We start from the raw sequence: 23,547 nt of genomic DNA, 5'->3' as shown, positions 1-23,547 counted from the left end.
TTATAAAAGCCATTAACAAATGGTTTTTTTTATATAAAATTTTTCTTAATGTCGGGCTAATCACTGTCTTCGGGTAGAAAATTTTTGTATCATGCTGCTTGGAACTTTTTGCTGGAGGATAGATAAAATGAAAGAGATATATATTGTTGCAGCTAAAAGAACACCTTTTGGTCGTTATCATGGCTTATGGGCTGAAAAAAGTGCAATCGATCTAGGTGAAATTGTATTAAGGGAAACCTTGAAAAGCATTAATTTAAATCCGGAAAATCTTGAAGCACTATTTATGGGCAACGTTTTAGGCGCCAGTTTAGGACAAAACATGGCTCGCCAAGTTGCCTTGAATACTGGTATGAGTCCGCAAAGCAGCAGCGTCACAATTAATGAAGTTTGTGGCTCGAGTTTGAAAGCTCTGCGCTTAGCTCAAGGACAGATGGAAATGGGTGACTTTGGTCTGGTCGCAGTTGGCGGTGCGGAGAGCATGTCTAATGCAATTTACCTGACGGCAAGCAAAGAAAAGCCCAAATTTGAAAGTGAAATGCTGCAGAATGGACTGACAGATGCTTTTTCAAGCTCACATATGGGACTTACAGCAGAAAATGTGGCAGAAAAATACGGTGTAACCCGCGCGGAAATGGATGAGTACAGTGTAGCTTCACACCATAAGGCTGCTGAAATTGTCCAACAGGATTTTTTCAAAGATGAATTGATTAACGTTGAAATTAACGGCAAGACTGTTGGCCAAGATGAAAATATTCGTCCCGACACCAATTTAGCAGCGCTTAGTAAATTAAAGCCGGTCTTTAAAAAAGATGGTAACGTTACTGCCGGTAATTCTTCTCCTCTAAGTGACGGCGCCAGCATGGTTATTTTAGCAACAAAAGAAAAAGTAGCAGAGTTGAATTTACAGCCTCTGGCTCGGCTTGGTGCCTTTGCCGAATCAGGAAATGATCCCGCTTATATGGGCATAGCACCATACTATGCTGTAGCAAAGCTATTGCAAAAAAACAACAAGACAATTAATGATTATGATGTGATCGAAGTTAATGAAGCTTTTGCTGCGCCCAGTGTGGTTTTAGCGCAGAAATTACAGATTCCACCAGCAAAGTTAAATATTTTTGGCGGAGCTATTGCCCTAGGTCACCCTCTAGCAGCTACAGGGACTCGACTGGTCGGCACAGCGATTAATATTATGAATCATATTAATGGCCAAAAAGCGTTGGTTACTCTTTGCATTGGCGGGGGTCAGGCAATTGCATGTGAAATTGAGAGAATCTAAATGAAATTTTATGAATTAACACCTGCAAAAAGAAGGGCCTTATTGCATCAGCGCGGTATTAAATTGGACGAAATTGATGAGCAGGTTTTGCGTGAACTTGATTTATTAAGTGAAAATGTCATAGGGCAATTGCGACTTCCAGTTGGTCTGGTGCAGAATGTGCTGGTTAACGGCCACAAGTATCAAGTGCCACTATCTACGGAAGAGCCGTCGGTAGTTGCAGCAGCTAATCATGGCGCGAAGATTGTGACAGAAGCTGGCGGTTTTACTGCTGTTAGTCAACGCAATGGCATATGGGGGCAAATCGTTTTACAAGCTGCTGCTGATTTTAAAATAGCTAAATTACAAGCTTTTTTTCCTGAATTAATCAAACAGGCAAATATTGCATATGCTAGTTTAGTTAGGCATGGCGGTGGAGTAAAAACTATTACCGCAGAACAAGAAAAAGATCTAGTTTTTTTGAAGGTTTTGGTTGATCCAGCCGAGTCAATGGGCGCCAATAGGGTGAATTCTATTTTAGAGTATATGGCTGAGCAGTTAGCTGTCTTTTCGGGTATTAAGCAAAAATTATTTGCTATTTTATCTAACTATCCTAGTCAAATAACTAAGGTAGAAGCAGAAATACCAGTAGAAGTAATTGGTGGAATAGCGACTGCACAAAAAATTGCGTTACTAAGTAGAATTGGTCAAACTGATCCTATGAGGGCTGTTACGAATAACAAGGGGATTATGAACGGTGTTGAGGCAGTATTGCTTGCTAGCGGTAATGATACTCGCGCAGTTGAAGCTGCCTGCAGCGTTTGGGCAGCAAAAAGTGGTTCGTATACCAGTCTTAGTGAATGGTTTGTGCAAGATAAAAAATTGCTGGGAAGGCTGAGCCTTCCTTTACCGCTTGGTGTTGTAGGTGGCTCAATTAAATCCAGAAAAGATGTTACGCAAAACTATCGGATATTAGGAGAAAAAATTACTAGTCAGGAATTAGCGAACATTATTGCTGCGATTGGATTGGCTAACAATCTGGCAGCCTTATTGGCCATTGCTACTTCGGGAATTCAAAAAGGACACATGAAGTTGCAAGCCAGAAATATTGTTGCTAATTTGAAGGCCACTACTTCTGAAAAGAAAAAAGTATTGCAGATGTTAATTAAAAGCAATCTTTATAGTCAAACAGCGGCACAAGAATTTTTAAAGGAAATTAGAAAGGAAAATAATGCAAGTCGGAATTGATCAAATTGGTTTTTATACGCCTAATAAATATGTTGATATGGTAGATTTAGCCCATGCTCGTAATGAAGATCCGAATAAATTTCTGATTGGAATAGGACAGCAAAAAATGAGTGTAGCTGATCAAACCCAGGATGCGGTGTCAATGGGAATTAACGCAACATTAAGGTATTTGGATCATATTGCAAGGGAAAATGTTGGTTTATTAATAGTGGGAACAGAAAGCGGAGTTGATCAATCCAAATCTGCTTCACTTTTCATCAAAACTGCATTAAACCTACCACCAAATGTGAGAACTTTCGAAGTAAAAGAAGCATGTTTTGGCATGACCGCCGGAATTATGATAGCTCGTGATTATGTGCGCTTGCATCCCAATCACAGCGCAATTGTGATTGGAGCTGATATTGCTCGTTATGGTATTAATACCGGTGGGGAAGTAACTCAGGGTGCCGGGAGTATCAGTGTGCTTGTTAAGGCTGACCCGCAAATAATGACTTTAAGTGCTGGTCACAGCGCTTATAGCGCAGATATTAATGATTTTTGGCGTCCCAACGATTCTGCAGTTGCCCTGGTAGATGGTAAATATTCTAAAGATGTTTACCTCGACTTTTTCAGGTATACATTTACGGACTATCAGAAGCAAACGGGGTTAAAAGCCAGCGATTTCACCGCTCTTCTTTATCATTTACCATTTGTGAAAATGGGCTTTAAGGCTAACCAATTGGCTATTGAGAAGCAAGATGACGGAACTAAAAAGCGTCTAGAAGATAATTTTGCTGCAAGTGCTTGTTATAGTAAAGCAATTGGTAATATTTATACTGCATCTTTATACTTAAGCCTTTTGAGCTTGTTGGAAAATGCTCAGTTGCCCGCGAATGCAAAGGTGGGTTTGTTTTCATATGGTTCAGGTGCTATGGGAGAATTTTATTCTGGTCAAATAGTTAAGAACTACGAAAAAGCAATAAACCAAGCAGCAGATCAAGAACTGATTGCACGCAGACAAAAGTTAACTATTCCGGAATATGAACAAATCTTCAATCAAGCTTTAAAAAACCCGCAAGATGGTTTAACACTTGAAAGTGATGAACAGAGTGGTACTTGGTATTTCGCAGGTACTGAAAATCACATTCGTCAATATCGCAAAAAATAACTAAACAAATAAAAATGCTGCTAAAAAGCAGCATTTTTTAGGTTAATCTGACTGCATTTTGGTCAGGTAAAATTTGAATACCGTAAACGGCAATTTTTTCTTTTTGATAACTAATATATATTGGAATACTGCGACCATGAATATTTTTTACTAAGCTGCTGAATTTGCTTTTGGTTAATGGTTTTTTGCCGGGAAAAAATAGGCAAGCCGTACTAGTAATCTTTACTTTTGCCAACGGAACATTTTTGTGAGCAATAGTTAAATAAAAGCTGGTTTGATTGTTAAAGTCATTAGTTAATTGTAAAAAATCTGTTAATCTCATTTTTTCTTTTTTCCTATACAAATTAAAAATGTTATACTATAAGATATTATTTTTAGTGAAGGTGGCTTAACTAATTGCAAAAATTAAAACATAAAAAGTTGTGGCTTTCATCAATTATTATTATTTTATTAGTATGTTTACTATTTACCGGGGCCGGTTACTATTTCTTTAGAGTGGCTTGTGTTCCTGGTAAAAAGAGTTTTTTAAGTTCTTCAAGTAAGGTTCTCAAAAAGACTGACCCCCTTTACCATGAAAAAAAGTGGTTTAAAGCTGCGGCTAAACAAAAATGGCACATTGAATCAGCTGATGAAAAGTTTAAATTAGAAGCAAACTTCATTCCTTATAAAAATTCACACAAAACTGCCGTAGTTTTACCAGGATACATGGATACTAAAGAGGACATGGGAGAATATGATGCCTTGTTTCACGAATTAGGCTACAATACTCTGACGCCGGATCCAAGAGCACAGGGACATAGTGAAGGGCATTATATTGGCTATGGCTGGCCGGAAAAAGATGATGTGAAAAAGTGGATGTCATACTTGTTAGAAACCAAAGGTAAGCAGCAGCAGGTGGTAGTTTATGGCTTAAGCATGGGTGCAGCAACTGCCATGATGACTAGTGGGCTGAAATTGCCTCACCAAGTTAAAGCATTTATTGAAGACTGCGGCTATACTAGTGTTAAAGACGAAATCGAACACGAAGCAGGGGTTCTGTACAACATGCCCGCCTTTCCTCGTTTTCCATTAGTAGAAATTTTGAGTGGCATAAATAAGATTAAAGTCGGTTATTTTATGGGTGCTGCGTCCAGCGTGCAGCAATTACATAAAAATCACAGGCCAATGCTCTTTATTCACGGTAGTCAAGACAATTTTGTTCCAACCAAGATGGTCTACCCTAATTATAAAGCTACCAGAGGGCCAAAGGAAATATGGGTTGCTCCTAAAGCTAAACATGCCCAGTCTTTTTCAAAACATCGCCAAGAATATAAAAGACGGGTTGCAGCATTTTTAGCTAAATATATCAGGTAGGCCGTGCATTATATTTGCTAGCGCTTACATAAGTCTGATATTATAAAATTGTGGTTAAGGTTGACAAAATTTCTATCTCCATAATATGTTTGTTATTGAATCTTTAAAAACAAGTTTATCGCGAAAAAATTCGATTTTTGTATGTTTATATCTGTGAAATTTTTCATTTAAACTGAAAAGTTTTTAATCTACACCTGACCCACAAAAAATAGTTGTCACAGCAAGTGACAACTATTTTTTACCGTAAAGTTAATTTGACAACGCATTCACATCTTGGCGTTTGCGGTAACATATCTACATTTTCAATTAGTCTGACATTATATGCTTCGCTCAAAAGAACTAAGTCTTGTGCCAGAGTGGAGGGGTTGCAAGAAATGTATACAAAAGTTTTAGGCTTCACGCTTAGGATGGTTTTGATCAAGCTTTTTGCCAGTCCCATGCGTGGTGGGTCAACAATCAAAGCATCAATTGGCATACCATTTTGAACTAATTCCGGTAAAATTTTTTCTACGCTTCCCTGAATGTAATTAGCATTTTTAATATGATTCAATTCTACGTTATGATTAGCATCTTCGACTGCTTCGGGGATAGTTTCAATGCCAATAACCTGTTTAACCTGATCAGCAGCTAAGATTCCGAGTGTACCCACGCCGCTATATGCATCTATTAAAGTTTCAGTTGGGGTCAAATCTAAAAATTTTAATGCTTTTGAGTATAACGTAATAGTTTGAACCGGGTTTAATTGGAAAAATGCTCGCGGTGACAAGGCAAACTTTTTGCCCAAAATTTCATCAGTTATCTGATTTTTTCCTGCCAATTTAACTGTTTTGTTACCCCATACCTGGGGGTTGCGCCAGTCAGTTTCATTTTGATAGACACTAACTACGTCAGGCAAGCGCAGAACTTGTTCTGCAAGTTGACCTAAATTTTTAATGTTGCGACCAACAGTAATTAAAGTTACTTGTATTTCATGAGTAGCATACGCTTGACGCACCACAATTGTTTTTAGACCATCAAAATGGCGGTAGGGGTCGGCAATTTTAACGTGCATTTTTTCTACTAAGCTTTTGATTTTGCGTTCAGTATCCTGGGTGGCCTGGCTTTGCGTTGGCATAACTGGTAAATCAAACAATTCATGCGAGTTAGGGGCAAAAAGACCCAAACTGATTTGACCATGAGATTGTTCAATTTGGTATTGCGCTTTATTACGATAATGCCATTCTTCTGGAGCCGGAATGGTTTTTTTAACTTTATACTTACTGTATCCCCGGGGATGAAATTTTTTCAAAGCTTCAAGGACGTTGTCTCGTTTAAATTCAAGCTGCTTGGGATAAGCTAAATGAGCAAGTTCCAGCCCACCTATTGCCGGATTAACTTTAGCCGGAAATGATACTCTGTTTGGACTTTTTTCTTTAATGCGGACCAGTTCCGCATCAATGTAACGGGGATATTCTTTGATGATCTTGGCAACGACCACTTCTGCGGGCAAGGCACCCGGAATAAAAATGATTTTTTTGCGGTAATAGCCGATTCCTTCACCATTAATGCCCAGTCTTTTGATTGTAATAATAATATCCTTATCTTTTGGTTTATTTTGATTAAATTTCTTGTACATAGTTTTCTTTCTACAATAAAATAGTAAATGTTAACAATTTATTGTACTCCCTGAAAAAAGTATTTAGCAAGATTAAACAAAATTTGCTAGCATGGAGTTAAGCACTTGAAAGGTGAAATTGTGATGCCAATTATTACTAAAGTAAGCAGTCAAAAAAGACCCGGACGATTTAATATTTTTTTAGATGGTAAGTATTCTTTCTCCGCTACTGAGCAAACTGTGGCTGAATTTATGCTTTTAAAGGGGCAAGAACTGACTGAAGAACAAATTGCTGAAATTAAGCAATTTGATCAAGACGCCAAGGCTACCAATATTGCATCTAATTATTTAAGTTATGAACCTAGAACTGTTTATGAAGTTTTACAATATCTTAATAAACATGGCATTGATAATGACTCTGCACAGGCTGCTGTCAGTCAACTGACAGAAATGGGGTTTTTAGATGATGCTAAGTACACGCAATTAGTGATCGCACAAAACTTGCGGATTGGTACTGATGGACCAGTTAGTGTCAGCAATAAGTTGAGACAAAAAGGAATTGATCCTGAAATAATTGCTAATGCGCTAATGGAAATAGCTGATGCTGACTGGCTGGATGCAGGTAAGAGAGTGCTTAAGTCAATGAAAAGTAAAGTGGGCAAATTGGCACGGCGCGAACTGGAACGGAAAATGACCAGTAAATTATTGAGTCATGGCTTTTCCAGCGCGCTTGCCAGTACAATAATTGCTCAAATTGATATACCGCAAAATGATGAAGATCAAATCGCAGCATTAAAAAAGCAAGGGATCAAAGCCTATAAGCGGTTTCGCCGTTTGCCAGAAAATGAGAGACAGCAAAAAATACGCAATTACTTATTTACACACGGATTTGCCAGTAATGAAATTGATGCTTTTCTAGCGGGTGAAATTATTCCTTTAGCTGAATTAGCTGAATATTAGGAGAAATTATGAAAAAACTACAGAAAAAAGTAACTTTTGTTGGTCGTCCTTTTCCCGATCAATTGATGGACGAACAGAAAACCTTTAATCAATCAAATATGGAAATGGAGCAGAATCAGGTTTTTCAGGATTTTATCGCTAAGAATGATTTAACTAATACTCGTAGCAATATGGTTGTTTTTGGACCTGAAAATTTTATGTATTGGTATGGCGTAATTGCACCCAACGAGGTTGAAGTTCCAAAAGGCTTAATGAAATTTGTTTTGCCTGAAGCCCAAGTGGCAATTACAGAAAAAGACAATCAAAATATTTCCTTTTTTAGTCAGCCATTAAATATGGTTATATCGCAGTTTTTAGCTGCAGTTGCTGCCGAAGGAATTAAAATTTATCAAAATCCCGGCGATAGTTTAACCCCTTACGTTGTGCAAAATTTAGATTTAAAGACAAAAAAACTGACCCAAGAATTATATCTTGAGGACAGTCATTAAATAATTAATGTTGTTTAGGGTCAATTGATAAGTTGTCGTATTCAACATATGCACCAAGACAAGTTGATAAAAGCATAATCAGCATCACAATTCCAACAGATTTACCCACAATTTGATCAAGGGTTAGGAATTCACGCACCACAAAAGTGGCTGCAAAACAAAGAATAAAATCTAAGATGACATTAGCAATTTGTAAAAAATAGCGTCTTCTAATACTGAAAAAGCGTAATAACTGCTTTAATAAACCATCGTCTATTTCAACCGCTAATAAATCTACTGGTCTTTGAATTGTAGCTTTGATGGCAGACATAATTAAAGCACCAACAATAGCGCCAATGGTGGTCCGGAAAAGATCAGCTGAATGCAAAACAAGAGCATCATAGCCAATACCAATAATGGTTAGACTACACAGATAAGGAATTAACAGTAAGAATGTAAAAACAAGTATGACATGACTTTTTTTCATGGGATAACCTCATTTCTTACGTGCTATTCTAACATATTATGTGCGTACATGATATAATGTTGGTATTTAATATGTTATTTTAAGAAAGAGAGCACAAAAATGGCTAGCGACCCCGACAAGGGGAATTTATTTGAGCGTTTCAAAAATAAATTTTCCCCTACAAATGATGAAGAAACAAGAGAGCACTTAATTACAGAAATTGAAGATTTACATCAGCAGAAAAAGCTTAGTGACAATGAATTTACAATGTTAAATGCAGTTTTGGATTTTCAGGGACGGATGGTACGTGAGGTAATGGTGCCGCGAATTGATGCTTTCATGGTAGATTGCCAGGAAAGTTTGCAGGACCATCTTAAAGAAATACTGCGTGAACCATATTCCAGAATACCGGTTTATCGACGTGATAAAGACAAAATAGTAGGTATTATTCATATTCGAACTGTCTTGCGTAAGGCATGGGAAAAGGGCTTTGATAATATTACTTATGATGATGTCATGAATCCGCCACTTTTTGCACCGGAAACAACGGAGCTCAGAGAACTTTTAGTAGAGATGCAACAAACTCAGCAGCAATTGGCTATTTTAACGGATGAATATGGTGGAGTTGTCGGGCTTGCAACCATTGAGGATATAATTGAGGAAATAGTGGGTAATATTGATGATGAGGTGGATCAGACGGAAGTTCTGGTTCACCAAATTGCCCCTAACAAATATGTGATATATGGTAAAATGCCTCTTGATGAATTTAACGAGCAATTCGGCACCGATCTGGAAATGGAAGATGTTGACACTATTGCCGGCTATATGATTACAAAGTTAGGCATAATACCGGCAAAAGGTGAAAAGTTATCTGTCAAATTGGATAATGGCATGGTATTGACTACTAGAAGAATGATGCGTTCCAGATTAATGACGGTTTTGTTGACTGTGCCAGAAGAAAAACCTAAGAAGAAGGAAGAACAAAATACTTAATGAGTAACGAACTGTTGAATAAAGTAAATAAGAGAAGAACATTTGCTATCATATCGCACCCCGATGCCGGGAAAACTACGATTACGGAGCAAATGCTTCTTTTTGGTGGTGTAATTCGCAGCGCGGGGACAGTTAAAGCCCGCAAAAGTGGTCATTATGCTACTAGTGACTGGATGGAAATTGAAAAGCAACGTGGTATCTCGGTTACCAGCTCCGTCATGCAATTTGAATATCAGGGAAAAAGAATAAACATTCTTGATACCCCGGGACACGAAGATTTTTCGGAAGATACCTATCGCACTTTAATGGCAGTTGACTCAGCAGTCATGGTGATCGATTCAGCTAAAGGTATTGAACCGCAAACCAAAAAATTATTTAAGGTCGTGAAGCAAAGAGGCATTCCTATCTTTACCTTTATGAATAAATTGGACCGTGATGGTCGACCGCCACTTGATTTGATTGCTGAACTGGAAGACTTACTTGGCATCGAAGGTGTGGCTATGAATTGGCCAATTGGTTCAGGTCAAACTTTACAGGGATTATATGATATTGCTCATAATCAGGTTGAAATGTATCGCAAGGATGGTCCTGATCGCTTTTTGCCTCTAGATAAAGACGGTAAACTGCCGGCTAGTGAACCATTTAGTCAGAATCCCCAATTTCAAGATACATTAGGAGAAATTGACTTAATTAAAGAAGCTGGAAATCAATTTGACTTACAAAAAATTGCTCAAGGCGATCAGACACCAGTATTCTTTGGCTCCGCTTTAACTAATTTTGGGGTTGAAACTTTTTTGCAGAGTTTTGTTAAAATGGCTCCTGCACCAGCTGGTCATAAAGTTAACGACACTGAAGACTTAGCTCCTGATAATGAAGAATTTTCCGGTTTTGTGTTTAAAATTCAAGCTAATATGAATCCACACCACCGTGATCGGATTGCCTTTGTGCGTATTGGCAGCGGCGAGTTTAAAAAAGGACTGGATGTAACTTTGGCTCGCACTGGTAAACCAATTCGTCTCAATAATGCTACTGAATTTATGTCTAGTGAGAGAATGCAGGTTTCAGATGCGGTAGCAGGAGATATTGTTGGTTTGTATGATACTGGCAATTTCCAAATAGGTGACAGTATTTATGCTGGCAAACATAAAGTGGTTTATCCGCCACTGCCAGAATTTACTCCTGAACTCTTTGTGCGAGTTACTGCTAAGAACGTAATGAAACAGAAATCATTTCATAAAGGTATGGTTCAATTAGTTCAAGAAGGTGCAATTCAGTTATACCAGAATTATCAGACTGATGAGTATATCTTGGGTGCTGTTGGGCAACTGCAATTTGAGGTCTTTAAATTCAGAATGAAAAATGAATATAATTCTGATGTTGAAATGACTAATATTGGTCACAGAGTAGCACGCTGGATTGACCCTGAGCAGCTAGATCCGGCTATGGCTAACAGTCGAAATCTACTAGTAAAAGACCGTTACGGCCAACCGCTATTCTTGTTTGAAAATCAATTTGCAGAGCGATTTTTCAAGGATAAATATCCAGATGTTAAACTGACTGAAAAACTGTAAACAAAAAACTGGCTTTAAGCCAGTTTTTTTATTTGTCAATATGGATTTCAATTACATGCTGACTTTTATCAAATGTCAACATATATGAAGGATTTTTTTCTTTAACAAGTCGCTTAATAACAAAGTTCGTTTCATCTTTACGAACACGACGATTGTGATTTTCCAAGACAATTCCGATTGCTTTATCACTTTCGGTGTAGATAACGGAGGTATTGCCTAGAGAGTAAACTTTGACATAATTTACGTTGGTCGTATTTAGTTGACTGTGAACTAGGTCCTTATAACTATTGGTTACATCTATTAAATGCATGGATTTCACCCGTTTCTTCTAGTAGTTCTTTTTTTAATTTAAGTATACAACTAAACTAAACTTTTTTCTTTAATAAAAAGCATGATTATTATATTTTGCAATAATCATGCTTAAAAATGACGTCTTTAAATATTAGTTGTGTCATTTGCTGAATTAATAGTGTTCTCATCTTCACTGATAACAATCTTATCTTCAGAAACACTAGCCAGCAAATTCTTCACTGCAGGATGATCAAGTTTATAGTCAGCAACTTTATCTTCAATTTCTTCCTGAATGGTTCTACGCAATGGTCTTGCGCCCATATCAGGACTATATCCTTCATCAACTAATTTCTTTTTAGCATCCTCGGTAACGTTAATTTGCATTCCTTGGTTTTTAACCATGCTGTTTACATCATCAAGCATTAAATTAACAATTTTTATTAAGTCATCCTTAGTCAGTTCGTTGAATTCAATCACATCATCCAACCGGTTTAAAAACTCTGGCTTAAAGAATTGACTCATTGAACTTCTGGCGGAATCTGGTTGATCTGCAGAATTTTCAGCAGTGAAACCAACACTAGTGTTCTTAATGCCTTGACCAGCATTAGAGGTCATGATGATAATTGTATCCTTGAATGATACAGTTCTACCTTGAGAATCAGTTAAGCGGCCATCATCTAAAATCTGTAAGAAAAGATTCATAACAGCTGGATCAGCTTTTTCAATTTCATCAAGTAAAATCAAACTGTATGGGTGACGTCTTACTCGTTCTGTTAGTTGTCCGGCTTCTTCATAACCGACGTAACCAGGTGCTGAACCAATTAACTTGGAAACAGAATATGATTCCATATATTCTGACATATCGAAGCGAATTAAGGCATTTTCTGAACCAAACATTTGCCGAGCCAGTTGTTTAGCTAATTCGGTTTTACCTACACCAGTCGGTCCCACAAAGAGGAAGGAGCCGATTGGTCTACCAGATTTGTTAAAACCGATCCGGTTACGCCGAATTGCACGAGCCAGTTTATCGACTGCTTTATCTTGACCAATAACGTGTGCCTTAAGATTTGGTGCCAAGTTTTGCAACTGGTTTTCTTCTTGCTTTTGTAAGTCACCAACAGGGATGCCAGTTTTTTCTTCAACAATCTTGTTCATGATCTTGCTGGTAATAATAGGAGATTTGTCCGGATCAACCTTCTGATCCTTCATCTTGTTATATTTTTCGATTTGGTCACGGTAGTAGGCAGCTTTTTCATAATCTTCATTCTTGAGGGATTCTTGTTTTAATTTCTGAGCCGCATCAATTCGTTCCTTCATTTTTTCCTTGTCGACGTAAGGAATTGTCAGGTTCATTCTTGAACCTGCTTCATCTAACAAGTCAATGGCTTTATCAGGTAAAAAGCGGTCTTGAATGTAACGCTCAGATAATTCTGCTGCTGCCTTGATAGCATCATCAGTATAGTGAACATGGTGATAATCTTCGTAGCGCTTTTGAATACCCTTTAAAATACGGATTGTTTCTGCAACAGAAGGTTCTTTAACATCAACGGGCTGGAATCTTCTTGCCAGAGCAGAGTCTTTTTCAATTTCCCGGTATTCTTTTAATGTGGTAGCACCAACGAGTTGCAGGTCACCACGAGCAAGAGCGGGTTTAATAATGTTGCCGGCATCCATTCCACCTTCGGCATTGCCTGCACCAACGATTTCGTGAATTTCATCGATAAAGAGAATGATATCATCATGGCCTTGTACTTCTTTAAGTAGTTGCTGCATTCGTTGTTCAAATTGACCCCGAATGCCTGTACCTTGAACTAAAGAAACTACGTTTAGTGATATTATTCTTTTATCTTGCAGCTTGGCCGGGACCGAACCGTCGACAATTTGCTGGGCTAAGCCCTCAACTACAGCAGTCTTACCGACACCGGCTTCACCGATTAGGACAGGATTGTTCTTTGTTCTGCGATTCAAGATTTCAATGACACGAGCAATTTCTTTATCGCGTCCAATAACTGGGTCAATTTTACCTTTTCTTGCTAGAGCAGTAAGATCGGTTCCATACTGATCAAGCAGTGAGCGTCCGCCCCCAGCACCATTGTTGCCATTATTGACGTTTCCTGGATTCCCATTGCCCATTCTGGGGTCCCCTGGATTTCCCGCATTGCCGTTGTAATTAAACAGGTCGCTGAAATCACCAAAGAAGTCGTTATTATCATTGTTCATATTAATATTTCCTTGTTGTTTAAGTTGTTGATAACATTGTCCACATAAATTAATTTCACGACTTTGTCCGTTAACCTTCGCAAAAAGATGAATGGAAGCTGGTCGTTTTTGACAGTTTTGACAAAGCAATTGTATTACCGCCTTTCATATCAGTTTACTAAATTATATAATTAGCACTCGCAATAATCAAGTGCTAAAACCTGAATCTTATTATTTGTAAGTAACGCTAATATGATAAAATATTGGTGCAAGATCAGATGATTGCATAAATTAAATTGACTAAAAAGTGGTGATAATTTTGGATTTTCAAAAAATTCTGGTGCAATTAGCGAATGGCGAACTCGATCACTATGAAGTTGAGCCCAAAAATGCTTTTGAATTTCAAGCAGCATTGAGGTCTTTTGAAAAAAGGCAAAATATTACAGGGAAAGCATTGCGAGGTGGTAAAATAATTTACTCAAAATCAAAATCTGAAGTTTAATGATGTAAACTGTTACATTTATGTTGTCTAATTCACAAAAAAATGATAGTCTAAGTAGGCGAATAGGTATTTATTACCGGTTTGATTTTTTGAATTCAAAGGAGATATATATAATGGAAAAACGCGATTTTCATGTTGTTGCAGAAACAGGTATTCATGCTCGTCCAGCTACATTGCTAGTACAAGCTGCTTCTAAATTTGGTTCAGATATCAATTTGGAATACAATGGTAAGTCAGTTAATTTAAAGTCAATTATGGGTGTTATGTCACTTGGTGTTGGCAAAAATGCTGATGTTACTATCAGTGCTAGTGGCGACGACGAAAAAGATGCAATTAACGCTATTTCAGAGACTATGAAAAAAGAGGGCTTAGCTGAATAATGACCAAGACATTAAAAGGAATTGCTGCTAGTGATGGTATTGCTGTAGCACCAGCTTATCTCTTGGTTGAACCTGATCTTTCATTTTCAAAATCTACAGTTAGCGATGTTGAAAGTGAGTTAGCACGCTATAAGAAGGCAATTTCAGTATCAACTACTGAAGTTGAAAAAATTCGTGATAGTGCAAAGAAGAGTTTAGGTGAAGACGAAGCTCAAGTCTTTGAAGCTCACCTTATGATCTTGAACGATCCTGAATTTACTGGTGCCATTGAAAACGAAATCAAGGAACAAAAAGTTAACAGTGAAGCTGCTCTTGACGAAACTGCCCAAAAGTTTATCAGTATTTTTGAAGGAATGACTGATAACACATATATGCAGCAACGTGCAGCCGATGTGCGCGATGTTTCTAAGAGAATTATGGCTCACTTGCTGGGTAAGGAATTACCAAACCCAGCTGCCATTGATCACGAAGTTATTGTGGTTGCTCATGATTTAACTCCTAGTGATACTGCCCAACTTAATAAAAAATTTGTTAAGGGCTTTGTTACTGATATTGGCGGAAGAACAGCACACTCTGCTATCATGGCGCGTTCACTTGAATTGCCAGCAGTTGTAGGTACTGATTCAATTACCAAGGATGTTGAAAACGGCGACACGATTGCTGTTGACGGTCTAAGCGGTGATGTAGTAGTTAAGCCTACTGACAGTCAAGTTGCTGAATATCAACAAAAGAGTTCTGACTTTTTGCAGCAAAAAGCTGAATGGGAAAAATTAAAGAACGAGCCTTCAGTTACTGCAGACGGTAAAAAGTTTACAATTGCTGCTAATATTGGTACACCAAATGACATGAAGGGTGTAAACGATAATGGTGCTGAAGCTGTTGGTCTTTACAGAACCGAATTCTTATATATGGATTCAAAGGACTTCCCAACTGAGGATGAGCAATTTGAAGCCTATAAGAAAGTCATTGAAGGTATGCATGGTAAGCAGGTAATTATCAGAACCATGGATATTGGTGGTGACAAGCACCTTGATTATTGGGATTTACCAGAAGAAATGAACCCATTCTTGGGTGTGCGTGCCATTAGACTCTCACTTCAAAATGAACAGATTTTCCGGACACAGCTTCGTGCTTTATTGCGTGCATCAGCTTATGGCAAGTTAGGCATTATGTTCCCAATGATTGGTACTCTGAATGAGTTGCGCAAGGCTAAAGCAATTTTGGGTGAAGAAAAAGACAAGTTAGTTACAAAAGGCGTTGAGATTGGTTCGAACTTAGAAGTGGGAATGATGATTGAAGTTCCAGCTGCTGCAGTTTTAGCTGATCAATTTGCTAAAGAAGTTGATTTCTTCTCAATTGGTACTAATGACTTAATTCAATATACAATGGCTGCTGATAGGGGCAATGATAATGTTTCTTACCTTTATCAACCGGCAAACCCATCTGTTTTGCGTTTAATTAAGCACACGATTGATGCAGCACATGAAAACAACATTTGGTGTGGCATGTGCGGCGAAGCTGCCGGAGACAGTACCATGTTTCCAATTTTGCTTTCAATGGGCTTAGACGAGTACTCAATGAGTGCTACTTCAATTTTGCGTATTAGAAGCTTAATGAAGAAGCTCAATACTGCAGATATTAAGGAATTAGCCAATAAAGCTTGTTATGTTTCAGAAACTGCTGAAGAAAATGAGAAATTGGTTAGTGACTTAATGAAGAAAGTAAATAACTAATAATAATAAAAAAAGGATACATTAGCTAAAGATTATGTATTCTTTTTTATTTCTTTATTTTTTCTTGATAAAAAGTTCACAGAATATTCACGTTTAAAAGATACTATAATAATAAAATTAGTTGAAAAAACTACTTACAAAAAGGAAGTAGTATGATATAATTATATAGATACTAATTAAGGGAGCGTGAAATATATGGTAAATTTATATATCTCTCCAAGCTGTACATCTTGTCGTAAAGCGAAGGCCTGGTTAAAGAAGCACGACATTCCTTTTAAGGAAAGAAATATTTTTTCTGAACCGTTAACAAAAGATGAATTGTTGCAAATTTTGCGCATGACTGAAAATGGTACCGAAGAAATTATTTCAACTCGTTCAAGAGCATTTCAGCAACTTAAAGTTAATCTGGATGACATGTCAATTGATCAATTGCTTGATCTGGTAGAAAAGAATCCAAGTTTGTTAAGACGTCCTATTATTATGGATGACCGTCGTTTACAGGTTGGATATAATGAAGATGAGATTAGGCGCTTTTTACCTAGAAAAGTACGCCGTCTCGAACTTGAAGAAATGCAAAAGATAGCTGACTTATAAATCAGGTAAGTTTAAAATAAAAGCGTTGGTTTTTAAACTAACGCTTTTATTTTATGAGTAAAGTACGCTACAATAGAACAAAGCATCTGATGGAGGTGAGAACTCATGCAAGTAGATCATATAAACAAAAATACGATTCGCGTGAGAATAGGTAAACAAGAATTAGCAAATCGTGGTCTTAAAGTTTTGGATTTACTGGGTGATAAAAATAAAATCCAGCATTTCTTTTATTCAATTTTAGATGAAATTGATACGGATCATTCTTTTAGTCAAGATGCACCTGTTACTTTTCAAGTAATGCCTAATAATGGTGGGCTTGATTTACTCATCACTAAAGTTACGGCCAAAGATCAGAATAACCTGGCCCAGTTATTTGATAATGATTTTACTGACAACAGTAAAAAGAGGAATGATGCTCGTAAGTCTTTTCTCGATTTAGCACCTGAGGAAGATGAAAGCGATAAAGACGAATCAACTGGTTCTGCAATTTCTGGTCACCCCAAGGTGAAAAAAGAGTTTTGGAAACTGCAAAAAAAGCAGGCATATAGTTTTAATGACCTTAATCAGGTAGTTGAACTGGCGGATAGTCTTCAAGCAGACGATTTGGCTTCCAGTCTTTATTTTGAACGCGGCAAATTTTACTTAGAGTTAATCTTTACTGATCAAGATTACTTGGAAATAAAGCCGGCTGATGCATGGGCCATTGCAAATGAATATGGTATTAAAGTTAAAGCTAGTGAAATGGCTCGTGTGCGCATTAATGGCAAATGTTTGATAGCGCATGAAGCTTTAGAGAAGCTGCAAGATTATTTTAGTGATATTAATTAAAATGCCAGATAGCAAAATAAAAGGGGGCAGGTAAAATCCTGCCCCTTTTGCGTACTTATTATTAGGTGATGATTATGTACGCGGCATTGTTGAATAATGTTTTAGTTTTAGCTGTAGCAGAAGCTCGGATAAGTGAAAATGAAAGGAATATAGAAAGGCATTATTTTTGTCCTCAGTGTTATCGCGAAGTCCAGCTGATAAATAATAGTAAAACACCTTATTTTAAGCATATACCAAGTGAAGTTAATTTAAGTGGAGAAAATAAAGAGCATGCACAAAGTAAAAGCTTATTGACTACAGCTTTAAGAGCAGCCCATTTTAACGCACGGATGGAAGTTCAATTAGCTAATGGCCAATTACGCGCTGATATCTTAGCAAGCCCGAATTTAGCATTTGAAATTCAATGTGCTCCTCTCAACAAATCTGAATTTCGTCATCGTCATCTTTTATATAGGCAAATAGGCGTGAAAGATATCTGGATAGTGGGAAAGAGACATTTTTTAGGACAATACATCAAAAAATCGCAACTTATCTTTTTTCGAAGGAATAAAACTTGGCATGATTATTATTTGGAAATTAATCCTGATAAGCTAGTTATCAGTTTGAAATATAACGTTTTGCTTGAGCCATTGACTAATAAAATTCATTGGCAAAAACAGAATTTTACTATAAATGCCGAAGGATTAAAAAAGCTGTGGCACTTTAAACCTGCTTTACGTAAATACTATGTTGATTCGGCCAAGCAAAAACAGTATCTAAAAATGCAGCTTATGCAAAAAAGTCTCAATGGCATGAAAATTGCCAACAACTTATATAAAAGACGGCAAACCATTGATGATCTGCCGTCTTGGGTATTTAGCAATTTTCGTAAAATCAATTCTCCAGATAATGCAAGTAAGTTTTTAGATCAGGCGTAAGTGCTTAGCAGGATAATAATCTTTGTCTTCCCTGGTAATACAACCAGTATTTTTAAAAAGGCGAATCAACTTATCATGAGCCAAAATTCCTTCAAGCATTACGCCACTGTAATTGCCGCTTTCATTAAAAATAATAGTTGTAGGAATGTTACAGACATTAAACTGATGGGCAAGTTCCTTATCTTGGCGAATAGAATTGTCTACATAAGGAGCAATCCTGCGATCTGTAATCCGGTCAAAATTTAAATTTAAATCTTGAGCAACTTTTCGCGGTAATTGTTCAGAATATTTATTAAAATCACCGCTGATAGCTTGTTGCAAAGCAACTAAATAGGCTCGAGCCTTTTTGTTGCCATATTCGAACTTAATTGCATGGTAATTTCGTAAAGCTTGAAATGAAGCGATTGTGTACTGCGGGATATCTATTATTCTTTGGCCGCTCTTTTTTCTTCTGATAATATCTTCTTTTATAACTTTTGTATTTATGATAGGAACGAAGTTAAAAGAAGAATTGATATTAAGTTCGGCGATTGCATCTTGAATTAAAACTTCTGTGTTATAGCAGTAAATGCCAACGGGATTGACAAAGAGAAAAATTTCGAACATGATCAGGCTCCTCCAATACTGATTATTTAAAAATCTAATTATCTATCCTTTTTAGAAATTTACTCGTTAAACTACATTTTAGCACTATGCTTGTAAGCGCGTGCAATTTTTGCTTGATTAGTATTAGCAGAATTCTGTGTAAAGTGATATTTCTTTTTTAAGTCTAATAGAACTTGTGCAATTAATTGGGGATTAGTATTTTCAATCTCAATTTCAAAGTCCTCATAATTGTCAGGATAGGTACTATCATCAAATGTTAATTCACAATTTTCAGGCCCATTTGCTAAAATGCGCTTAGTTTTACTAAAAGTTTGCAAGTTTAGTATTAGGTGGTCTGAAAAGCGCTTGTTCAGATAGTCTCCTACGCTATATTTAAAAGAAATTGGCAAATTTTTGCTGCCATTTTTAACCATTGCTTTAGCTTCAGCTAGTTTTAGTTCATCATTAATTTCTATTGCTTCATGAAACTTGTGCTGCACGGGATCATTATTGGGAACTTTGAGTGTTTGCTCTGCATGATCAGCAAAAAGACGAATGCGACAACTGATATGATTTTGTTTTAGCAAACCATCTTTGGTATCAAAATAATAATTTTCCTGTTTAAAACAGCTTTTTGCAGCAAAATCCTGGCAAAGTTTGTGATAGATTGTCTTTGGCAGGATAATTTTTGCTTCAATTTCATTATTCTTCGACATAATAATTCCCCATCCAATTTCAGTGATAGAATTTACTTTTTATTCCATGCTACTAATTAAGAAAGTATAGTTTTTTTATTGACATATTGTCAAAATTGCTGTTTCTGCTTAAATATAAAATAGAAAAAAACTATCAAAGTATAGGCTATACTGAAATTAATAAATTTATCATAATCTTAAAAGCTTTAATATGCAAGAAAAAACTGTATCAAATAAGGGATTATATATGCTGTATAGAAAAAAGTGGCTTCTTTTATTAAAGCTATTAGCCATATGAAATTGCTATCATATAATTTATGTTAAAATGGATATGCTGTTTGAGAAAGGGTTATTTCTATGAATAATGATTGGGATAATTTTTTATGGCCTTATGAAGAGGCCGTCCGAGAATTGAAAGTGAAATTTCGTTCTTTAAGACAAAGTTTTTTAACGAAAGGGGAACATTCCCCGATAGAATTTGTAGTTGGCAGGGTTAAAACTGTCGACTCAATTAAAGAAAAAATGCAAAGGCGTGTAATCAGTTTTGATGTAATTGAAACCGATATGCAGGACATTGCAGGTATTAGGATAGTATGTCAATTTGTCGATGATATTTATAAGGTGGTAGACTTAATACATACACGTGATGATATGGAAGTCATTGAAGAACGTGATTATGTTAAAAACGCCAAACCTTCAGGCTATCGCTCCTATCATATGGTTATTTCTTACACCGTTTATTTGCCAAATGGTCCCAAAAAGTTGCTGGCTGAAATTCAAATCAGAACTTTAGCTATGAACTTTTGGGCTACTGTTGAACACACTCTTAATTATAAATATCAAGGTTCTTATCCAAAAGATATTTCCCAAAGACTAAAATCCACTGCAGAAACAGCATATAAACTTGATGAAGAAATGTCTTTAATAAAAGATGAAGTGCAGGAAGCTCAAAAGGTTTTTACCAAAAACAAGGGTAAGGAAAAATAATGAGAATTACAATTGCCCATAACACCAATCCCGAAACGCTAAAAGTTGTGGCGCACTTGCGAAAACTGTTGGAAGCTAAAGCAGGCATTGTTTTTGATGCTAAATACCCCGATGTTGTCATTACTGTCGGAGGCGATGGTACTTTAATCAATGCTTTTCACCGTTATGAAAACCAGATCAGTTCTATTCGCTTTATTGGCATCCACACTGGGCATTTAGGTTTTTACACTGATTGGCGTGGTCCAGAAGTTGATAAAATGGTAGATGCTTTATTTTTAAGGGAGCCGGAATCTGCCAGTTACCCGCTTTTGGAAGTAGAACTTTTAACCGAAGCGAATGAAAAGAAACATTTTTTGGCCTTAAATGAATCTGCAGTCAAACGGGTATCGCATACATTAGAAGCAAAAGTCTATATTGATGATCAATTATTTGAAAATTTCCGGGGAGATGGCTTATGTATATCAACTCCTACCGGTTCAACTGGTTATAATAAGTCACTTGGTGGTGCTGTGATTCACCCAAGACTTAAAGCCTTGCAAATGGCAGAAATAGCTTCAATTAATAACCGAATTTTCAGATCATTATCTTCGCCAATAGTGTTGGCACCAGAGCAGTGGATTACTGTCATACCTGATGCTGACCACTGCGTTATGACTGTTGATGGCCGTCGCATTAATGTACGCAACGCTAAACAAATTGAATATCGTATTTCTAGTAAGGAAATTCATTTTGATCGTTTTGGGCATACCCATTTTTGGTCCCGTGTTCAGAGCGCCTTTATTGGAGATAAAGATGACACCATTTAAAGTTATTGTACAAGACAAAGTTCCCAAGAAATTAGGAGCTTTTTTACTGAAAAACGGTTTTTCAAAAAGAGCAGTGAATAATGCTAAAAATTCCGGTGGGATGCTTTTAGTAAATCATAAAAGGCGCTTTACCAACTACATTTTACATCAAGGTGATGAAGTGATTTTTATTCCGGGAAAAGAGAGGGTCAATCCCTGGCTAGTCCCCTCAAAGAAGCCGCTAGCGGTTGCACGGGAAACTGCAAATTATTTGGTAGTAAATAAACCAGCTGGCATTTTGTCAATTCCATCTCGTTATGATGACAATGCTTTAGTTAACCAAGTTTTAGGTTATTTTAACAGTAAAAAAGAGGTTGACGTTAAACCGCACATAGTGACGCGACTCGATCGCGATACTTCTGGTCTGGTTCTGGTTGGGAAAAATGCTATTGCTCATGCTCGTTTTAGTCAGATCGATAAAACTCAATTTATTAAAAAATATCATGCAATAGTTCATGGCAATTTTGCGCCGGAAGAATTGACTGGAGTGATAGATCAGCCTATTGGTCGCAAAGGAACCTCAATTGTGCGCAGCATTGATTCCACTGGCAAGAATGCTAAAACTGCTTATAAAGTGATTGCTCAAAAAAGCGGAGCCAGTTTAGTAGAACTGCGCCTATATACAGGTCGAACTCACCAGATTCGCATACATATGCAATATTTGGGTCATCCTTTATTTGGCGATCCTCTATATGGCATTAATGATGAGTTTAAGCGCCAGGCACTCAATTGCTTTTATTTGGGTTTTCCTGATCCATTTACTAAAGACCAGCATACTAGTATTGAAATACCTGATGCACCGGATATGCAAAAATTATGGCATAGCCTTTAATATATCTGTAGAGAAATAAAAGAGTTGTCTTGCGTTAGACAACTCTTTTATTTGTTTTACAAAATTTATTCACTAAAAAGTACGCGAGTACCTTCGGGAACAAAAATATTTTTTTGAACTGGTGTCAAACAACCATTTTCAGCATCTCGTGTATATAAAGTGGCATTATCTGAATTTTGGTTGGTTGCTACCACATATTTTTCATCTTTGTCCCAGTTAAAATCACGAGGAAATTCACCAAAAGTTGAAATTCTTTGACGTAGTTGCAAGGTATGATCATCATTAACTGCAAAAACAGTGATGGTATCATGACCGCGATTGGAAGTGTAAATAAATTTACCATCATGGCTAATTTTTATGGCAGCTGCGCCGTTGTGGTCAGAAAAATCATCAGGAATGGTTGAATAAGTAGCAATATTTTTAAAATTCCAGTGGGCTTCATCTAAGTTAACTAAGTTAATTTTACTTGAAAGCTCACCGACAACATAAAAATAATTACCATCAGGACTAAATACAATATGGCGTGTTCCAAAACCTGGCTCGTTTTGATATTTAGCCAGGTGCTTCAGCTTATTATTTTTGAAGCTGTAAAAATCAACACAGTCGTTGCCCAGGTCACAACTCACTAAATTGCCTTGTGGTGTTTGATCGAAAAAGTGGGGATGAGGGCCATCAGCTTGTTCTGGACAGGGACCAAGAGTATCTGCCGTGTGAGTTACGGAATCTAAAAAGGTCAGTTTACCCTCATCATCATACGAAAATACACTGAGTACAGCTGTATGATAATTTGCAGTGTATAATAGTTTTTTTTCGCGGTTAATTCCAATATAGGCTGGCGAAGAACCTGGGGTTAAATAAGAGTCCTTTTCTGAATATTTGCCCTTAACTAATGCGAAAGAACTGATTCCGCCTTTTTCTCCAGCATTATTAATTGTAAAAATGAGATTGCCATCTTGAACAAAATAAGTAGGTCCACCAACTTGGATTACTTCTTTTGCTGGTCCCATTTGCATTTCCACGCCATTAGCAGCCGGAGTAAGCGGCAGCTCATAAATTCCCGTTGACTTTTTTTTGGTGTATCCGCCAATTAATAATTTCATGCTTG

Annotated in this window: 25 protein-coding genes; 17 read left to right on the top strand and 8 right to left on the bottom strand. The window is 37.0% G+C overall.

The window, feature by feature from the left end; translation table 11 throughout:
• The first annotated feature begins 127 nt into the window (after positions 1–127).
• The 3 genes from ACFQ32_RS04670 to ACFQ32_RS04660 are packed head-to-tail and all read left to right on the top strand — an operon-like array spanning position 128 to position 3,650.
• Positions 128–1,276, top strand: a complete 1,149-nt coding sequence (locus ACFQ32_RS04670) for a thiolase family protein (RefSeq protein WP_046324560.1) — start codon at positions 128–130, stop codon at positions 1,274–1,276.
• Entirely contained in the window at positions 1,277–2,503 is a 1,227-nt protein-coding gene (locus ACFQ32_RS04665) for a hydroxymethylglutaryl-CoA reductase, degradative (RefSeq protein ID WP_046324561.1), read from the top strand.
• The gene (locus ACFQ32_RS04660; RefSeq protein WP_046324562.1) at positions 2,487–3,650 is read left to right on the top strand and encodes a hydroxymethylglutaryl-CoA synthase; all 1,164 of its coding nucleotides are present in this window, start codon (positions 2,487–2,489) and stop codon (positions 3,648–3,650) included. The genes ACFQ32_RS04665 and ACFQ32_RS04660 overlap by 17 nt, the downstream gene beginning before the upstream one ends.
• 37 nt (positions 3,651–3,687) lie before the next feature.
• Here the strand turns inward: ACFQ32_RS04660 and ACFQ32_RS04655 are convergent, their stop codons facing one another.
• The gene (locus ACFQ32_RS04655) at positions 3,688–3,972 is read right to left on the bottom strand and encodes a hypothetical protein (protein WP_046324563.1); all 285 of its coding nucleotides are present in this window, start codon (positions 3,970–3,972) and stop codon (positions 3,688–3,690) included.
• A 74-nt stretch (positions 3,973–4,046) separates the two neighbouring features.
• On the opposite strand from ACFQ32_RS04655, the gene ACFQ32_RS04650 reads away from it, so the two are divergent.
• On the top strand, positions 4,047–5,003 hold the full coding sequence (locus ACFQ32_RS04650; protein WP_046324564.1) for an alpha/beta hydrolase: 957 nt from the start codon (positions 4,047–4,049) through the stop codon (positions 5,001–5,003).
• 238 nt (positions 5,004–5,241) lie between these two features.
• Here ACFQ32_RS04650 and rlmD read toward each other — a convergent pair whose 3' ends face one another.
• A complete protein-coding gene (gene rlmD / locus ACFQ32_RS04645; RefSeq protein WP_046324565.1) occupies positions 5,242–6,618 on the bottom strand; it encodes a 23S rRNA (uracil(1939)-C(5))-methyltransferase RlmD in 1,377 nt (458 codons plus the stop codon).
• Positions 6,619–6,741: 123 nt separating this feature from the next.
• On the opposite strand from rlmD, the gene recX reads away from it, so the two are divergent.
• Positions 6,742–7,557, top strand: coding sequence for a recombination regulator RecX (gene recX, locus ACFQ32_RS04640; protein ID WP_046325186.1), 816 nt, complete (start codon positions 6,742–6,744; stop codon positions 7,555–7,557).
• 8 nt (positions 7,558–7,565) lie between these two features.
• Positions 7,566–8,045, top strand: a complete 480-nt coding sequence (locus ACFQ32_RS04635; RefSeq protein WP_046324566.1) for a hypothetical protein — start codon at positions 7,566–7,568, stop codon at positions 8,043–8,045.
• Between the two features lie 4 nt (positions 8,046–8,049).
• On the opposite strand, the gene ACFQ32_RS04630 is transcribed toward ACFQ32_RS04635, so the two are convergent.
• The gene (locus ACFQ32_RS04630; RefSeq protein WP_046324567.1) at positions 8,050–8,511 is read right to left on the bottom strand and encodes a hypothetical protein; all 462 of its coding nucleotides are present in this window, start codon (positions 8,509–8,511) and stop codon (positions 8,050–8,052) included.
• A gap of 99 nt (positions 8,512–8,610) precedes the next feature.
• Here ACFQ32_RS04630 and ACFQ32_RS04625 point away from each other — a divergent pair, with 99 nt between their 5' ends.
• Both ACFQ32_RS04625 and ACFQ32_RS04620 read left to right on the top strand, forming a co-directional pair.
• Positions 8,611–9,483 (top strand): hemolysin family protein, encoded by an 873-nt coding sequence (locus ACFQ32_RS04625; protein WP_046324568.1) that lies wholly within the window; start codon positions 8,611–8,613, stop codon positions 9,481–9,483.
• Positions 9,483–11,054, top strand: a complete 1,572-nt coding sequence (locus ACFQ32_RS04620; RefSeq protein WP_046324569.1) for a peptide chain release factor 3 — start codon at positions 9,483–9,485, stop codon at positions 11,052–11,054. The genes ACFQ32_RS04625 and ACFQ32_RS04620 overlap by 1 nt, the downstream gene beginning before the upstream one ends.
• Before the next feature lie 28 nt (positions 11,055–11,082).
• On the opposite strand, the gene ACFQ32_RS04615 is transcribed toward ACFQ32_RS04620, so the two are convergent.
• Together ACFQ32_RS04615 and ACFQ32_RS04610 are read right to left on the bottom strand one after the other, a co-directional pair.
• On the bottom strand, positions 11,083–11,364 hold the full coding sequence (locus ACFQ32_RS04615) for a DUF1827 family protein (protein ID WP_046324570.1): 282 nt from the start codon (positions 11,362–11,364) through the stop codon (positions 11,083–11,085).
• A gap of 125 nt (positions 11,365–11,489) precedes the next feature.
• On the bottom strand, positions 11,490–13,694 hold the full coding sequence (locus ACFQ32_RS04610) for an ATP-dependent Clp protease ATP-binding subunit (RefSeq protein ID WP_046324571.1): 2,205 nt from the start codon (positions 13,692–13,694) through the stop codon (positions 11,490–11,492).
• A 169-nt stretch (positions 13,695–13,863) separates the two neighbouring features.
• Between ACFQ32_RS04610 and ACFQ32_RS04605 the strand changes: the two genes are divergently transcribed.
• The 6 genes from ACFQ32_RS04605 to ACFQ32_RS04580 all read left to right on the top strand — a co-directional run bounded on the left by ACFQ32_RS04605 (position 13,864) and on the right by ACFQ32_RS04580 (position 18,498).
• Positions 13,864–14,046 (top strand): hypothetical protein, encoded by a 183-nt coding sequence (locus ACFQ32_RS04605; RefSeq protein WP_046324572.1) that lies wholly within the window; start codon positions 13,864–13,866, stop codon positions 14,044–14,046.
• Between the two features lie 113 nt (positions 14,047–14,159).
• Positions 14,160–14,426 (top strand): phosphocarrier protein HPr, encoded by a 267-nt coding sequence (locus tag ACFQ32_RS04600; RefSeq protein ID WP_046324573.1) that lies wholly within the window; start codon positions 14,160–14,162, stop codon positions 14,424–14,426.
• A complete protein-coding gene (ptsP, locus tag ACFQ32_RS04595) occupies positions 14,426–16,159 on the top strand; it encodes a phosphoenolpyruvate--protein phosphotransferase (protein ID WP_046324574.1) in 1,734 nt (577 codons plus the stop codon). The genes ACFQ32_RS04600 and ptsP overlap by 1 nt, the downstream gene beginning before the upstream one ends.
• 195 nt (positions 16,160–16,354) lie before the next feature.
• Positions 16,355–16,753 (top strand): transcriptional regulator SpxA, encoded by a 399-nt coding sequence (gene spxA / locus ACFQ32_RS04590; protein ID WP_046324575.1) that lies wholly within the window; start codon positions 16,355–16,357, stop codon positions 16,751–16,753.
• Between the two features lie 105 nt (positions 16,754–16,858).
• Entirely contained in the window at positions 16,859–17,581 is a 723-nt protein-coding gene (locus tag ACFQ32_RS04585) for an adaptor protein MecA (protein ID WP_046324576.1), read from the top strand.
• A gap of 74 nt (positions 17,582–17,655) precedes the next feature.
• Entirely contained in the window at positions 17,656–18,498 is an 843-nt protein-coding gene (locus tag ACFQ32_RS04580; RefSeq protein ID WP_046324577.1) for a competence protein CoiA, read from the top strand.
• Here ACFQ32_RS04580 and ACFQ32_RS04575 read toward each other — a convergent pair.
• Together ACFQ32_RS04575 and ACFQ32_RS04570 are read right to left on the bottom strand one after the other, a co-directional pair.
• Entirely contained in the window at positions 18,484–19,104 is a 621-nt protein-coding gene (locus ACFQ32_RS04575) for a DsbA family protein (RefSeq protein WP_046324578.1), read from the bottom strand. The two genes, ACFQ32_RS04580 and ACFQ32_RS04575, sit on opposite strands and share 15 nt — an antisense overlap.
• Positions 19,105–19,175: 71 nt before the next feature.
• Positions 19,176–19,799, bottom strand: coding sequence for a CYTH domain-containing protein (locus ACFQ32_RS04570; protein ID WP_046324579.1), 624 nt, complete (start codon positions 19,797–19,799; stop codon positions 19,176–19,178).
• Between the two features lie 336 nt (positions 19,800–20,135).
• On the opposite strand from ACFQ32_RS04570, the gene ACFQ32_RS04565 reads away from it, so the two are divergent.
• Genes ACFQ32_RS04565 through ACFQ32_RS04555 form a run of 3 tightly spaced genes read left to right on the top strand, consistent with a single transcriptional unit; the run spans position 20,136 to position 22,442 of the window.
• A complete protein-coding gene (locus ACFQ32_RS04565) occupies positions 20,136–20,765 on the top strand; it encodes a GTP pyrophosphokinase (RefSeq protein WP_046324580.1) in 630 nt (209 codons plus the stop codon).
• Entirely contained in the window at positions 20,765–21,571 is an 807-nt protein-coding gene (locus tag ACFQ32_RS04560) for an NAD kinase (RefSeq protein WP_046324581.1), read from the top strand. The genes ACFQ32_RS04565 and ACFQ32_RS04560 overlap by 1 nt, the downstream gene beginning before the upstream one ends.
• Complete coding sequence (locus ACFQ32_RS04555) at positions 21,558–22,442, top strand: RluA family pseudouridine synthase (protein WP_046324582.1); 885 nt, start codon at positions 21,558–21,560, stop codon at positions 22,440–22,442. The genes ACFQ32_RS04560 and ACFQ32_RS04555 overlap by 14 nt, the downstream gene beginning before the upstream one ends.
• Positions 22,443–22,507: 65 nt before the next feature.
• Here the strand turns inward: ACFQ32_RS04555 and ACFQ32_RS04550 are convergent, their stop codons facing one another.
• Complete coding sequence (locus ACFQ32_RS04550; RefSeq protein WP_046324583.1) at positions 22,508–23,542, bottom strand: lactonase family protein; 1,035 nt, start codon at positions 23,540–23,542, stop codon at positions 22,508–22,510.
• Positions 23,543–23,547 lie beyond the last annotated feature (5 nt).

This window comes from Lactobacillus melliventris (genome assembly GCF_042679465.1).
Lineage (GTDB): Bacteria > Bacillota > Bacilli > Lactobacillales > Lactobacillaceae > Lactobacillus > Lactobacillus melliventris.
This window is presented reverse-complemented; position numbering and strand designations above follow the sequence as displayed.

Bases quoted from the DNA above. Each gene is read 5' to 3' on its own strand.
- ACFQ32_RS04670 (WP_046324560.1), top strand. From the start codon at position 128: ATGAAAGAGATATATATTGTTGCAGCTAAAAGAACACCTTTTGGTCGT.
- ACFQ32_RS04580 (WP_046324577.1), top strand. From the start codon at position 17,656: ATGTACGCGGCATTGTTGAATAATGTTTTAGTTTTAGCTGTAGCAGAA.
- ACFQ32_RS04570 (WP_046324579.1), bottom strand. From the start codon at position 19,799: ATGTCGAAGAATAATGAAATTGAAGCAAAAATTATCCTGCCAAAGACA.
- ACFQ32_RS04665 (WP_046324561.1), top strand. From the start codon at position 1,277: ATGAAATTTTATGAATTAACACCTGCAAAAAGAAGGGCCTTATTGCAT.
- recX (WP_046325186.1), top strand. From the start codon at position 6,742: ATGCCAATTATTACTAAAGTAAGCAGTCAAAAAAGACCCGGACGATTT.
- ACFQ32_RS04660 (WP_046324562.1), top strand. From the start codon at position 2,487: ATGCAAGTCGGAATTGATCAAATTGGTTTTTATACGCCTAATAAATAT.
- ACFQ32_RS04555 (WP_046324582.1), top strand. From the start codon at position 21,558: ATGACACCATTTAAAGTTATTGTACAAGACAAAGTTCCCAAGAAATTA.
- ACFQ32_RS04630 (WP_046324567.1), bottom strand. From the start codon at position 8,511: ATGAAAAAAAGTCATGTCATACTTGTTTTTACATTCTTACTGTTAATT.
- ACFQ32_RS04635 (WP_046324566.1), top strand. From the start codon at position 7,566: ATGAAAAAACTACAGAAAAAAGTAACTTTTGTTGGTCGTCCTTTTCCC.
- ACFQ32_RS04620 (WP_046324569.1), top strand. From the start codon at position 9,483: ATGAGTAACGAACTGTTGAATAAAGTAAATAAGAGAAGAACATTTGCT.
- spxA (WP_046324575.1), top strand. From the start codon at position 16,355: ATGGTAAATTTATATATCTCTCCAAGCTGTACATCTTGTCGTAAAGCG.
- ACFQ32_RS04625 (WP_046324568.1), top strand. From the start codon at position 8,611: ATGGCTAGCGACCCCGACAAGGGGAATTTATTTGAGCGTTTCAAAAAT.
- ACFQ32_RS04615 (WP_046324570.1), bottom strand. From the start codon at position 11,364: ATGCATTTAATAGATGTAACCAATAGTTATAAGGACCTAGTTCACAGT.
- ACFQ32_RS04585 (WP_046324576.1), top strand. From the start codon at position 16,859: ATGCAAGTAGATCATATAAACAAAAATACGATTCGCGTGAGAATAGGT.
- ACFQ32_RS04565 (WP_046324580.1), top strand. From the start codon at position 20,136: ATGAATAATGATTGGGATAATTTTTTATGGCCTTATGAAGAGGCCGTC.
- ptsP (WP_046324574.1), top strand. From the start codon at position 14,426: ATGACCAAGACATTAAAAGGAATTGCTGCTAGTGATGGTATTGCTGTA.
- ACFQ32_RS04600 (WP_046324573.1), top strand. From the start codon at position 14,160: ATGGAAAAACGCGATTTTCATGTTGTTGCAGAAACAGGTATTCATGCT.
- ACFQ32_RS04655 (WP_046324563.1), bottom strand. From the start codon at position 3,972: ATGAGATTAACAGATTTTTTACAATTAACTAATGACTTTAACAATCAA.
- ACFQ32_RS04575 (WP_046324578.1), bottom strand. From the start codon at position 19,104: ATGTTCGAAATTTTTCTCTTTGTCAATCCCGTTGGCATTTACTGCTAT.
- ACFQ32_RS04550 (WP_046324583.1), bottom strand. From the start codon at position 23,542: ATGAAATTATTAATTGGCGGATACACCAAAAAAAAGTCAACGGGAATT.
- rlmD (WP_046324565.1), bottom strand. From the start codon at position 6,618: ATGTACAAGAAATTTAATCAAAATAAACCAAAAGATAAGGATATTATT.
- ACFQ32_RS04560 (WP_046324581.1), top strand. From the start codon at position 20,765: ATGAGAATTACAATTGCCCATAACACCAATCCCGAAACGCTAAAAGTT.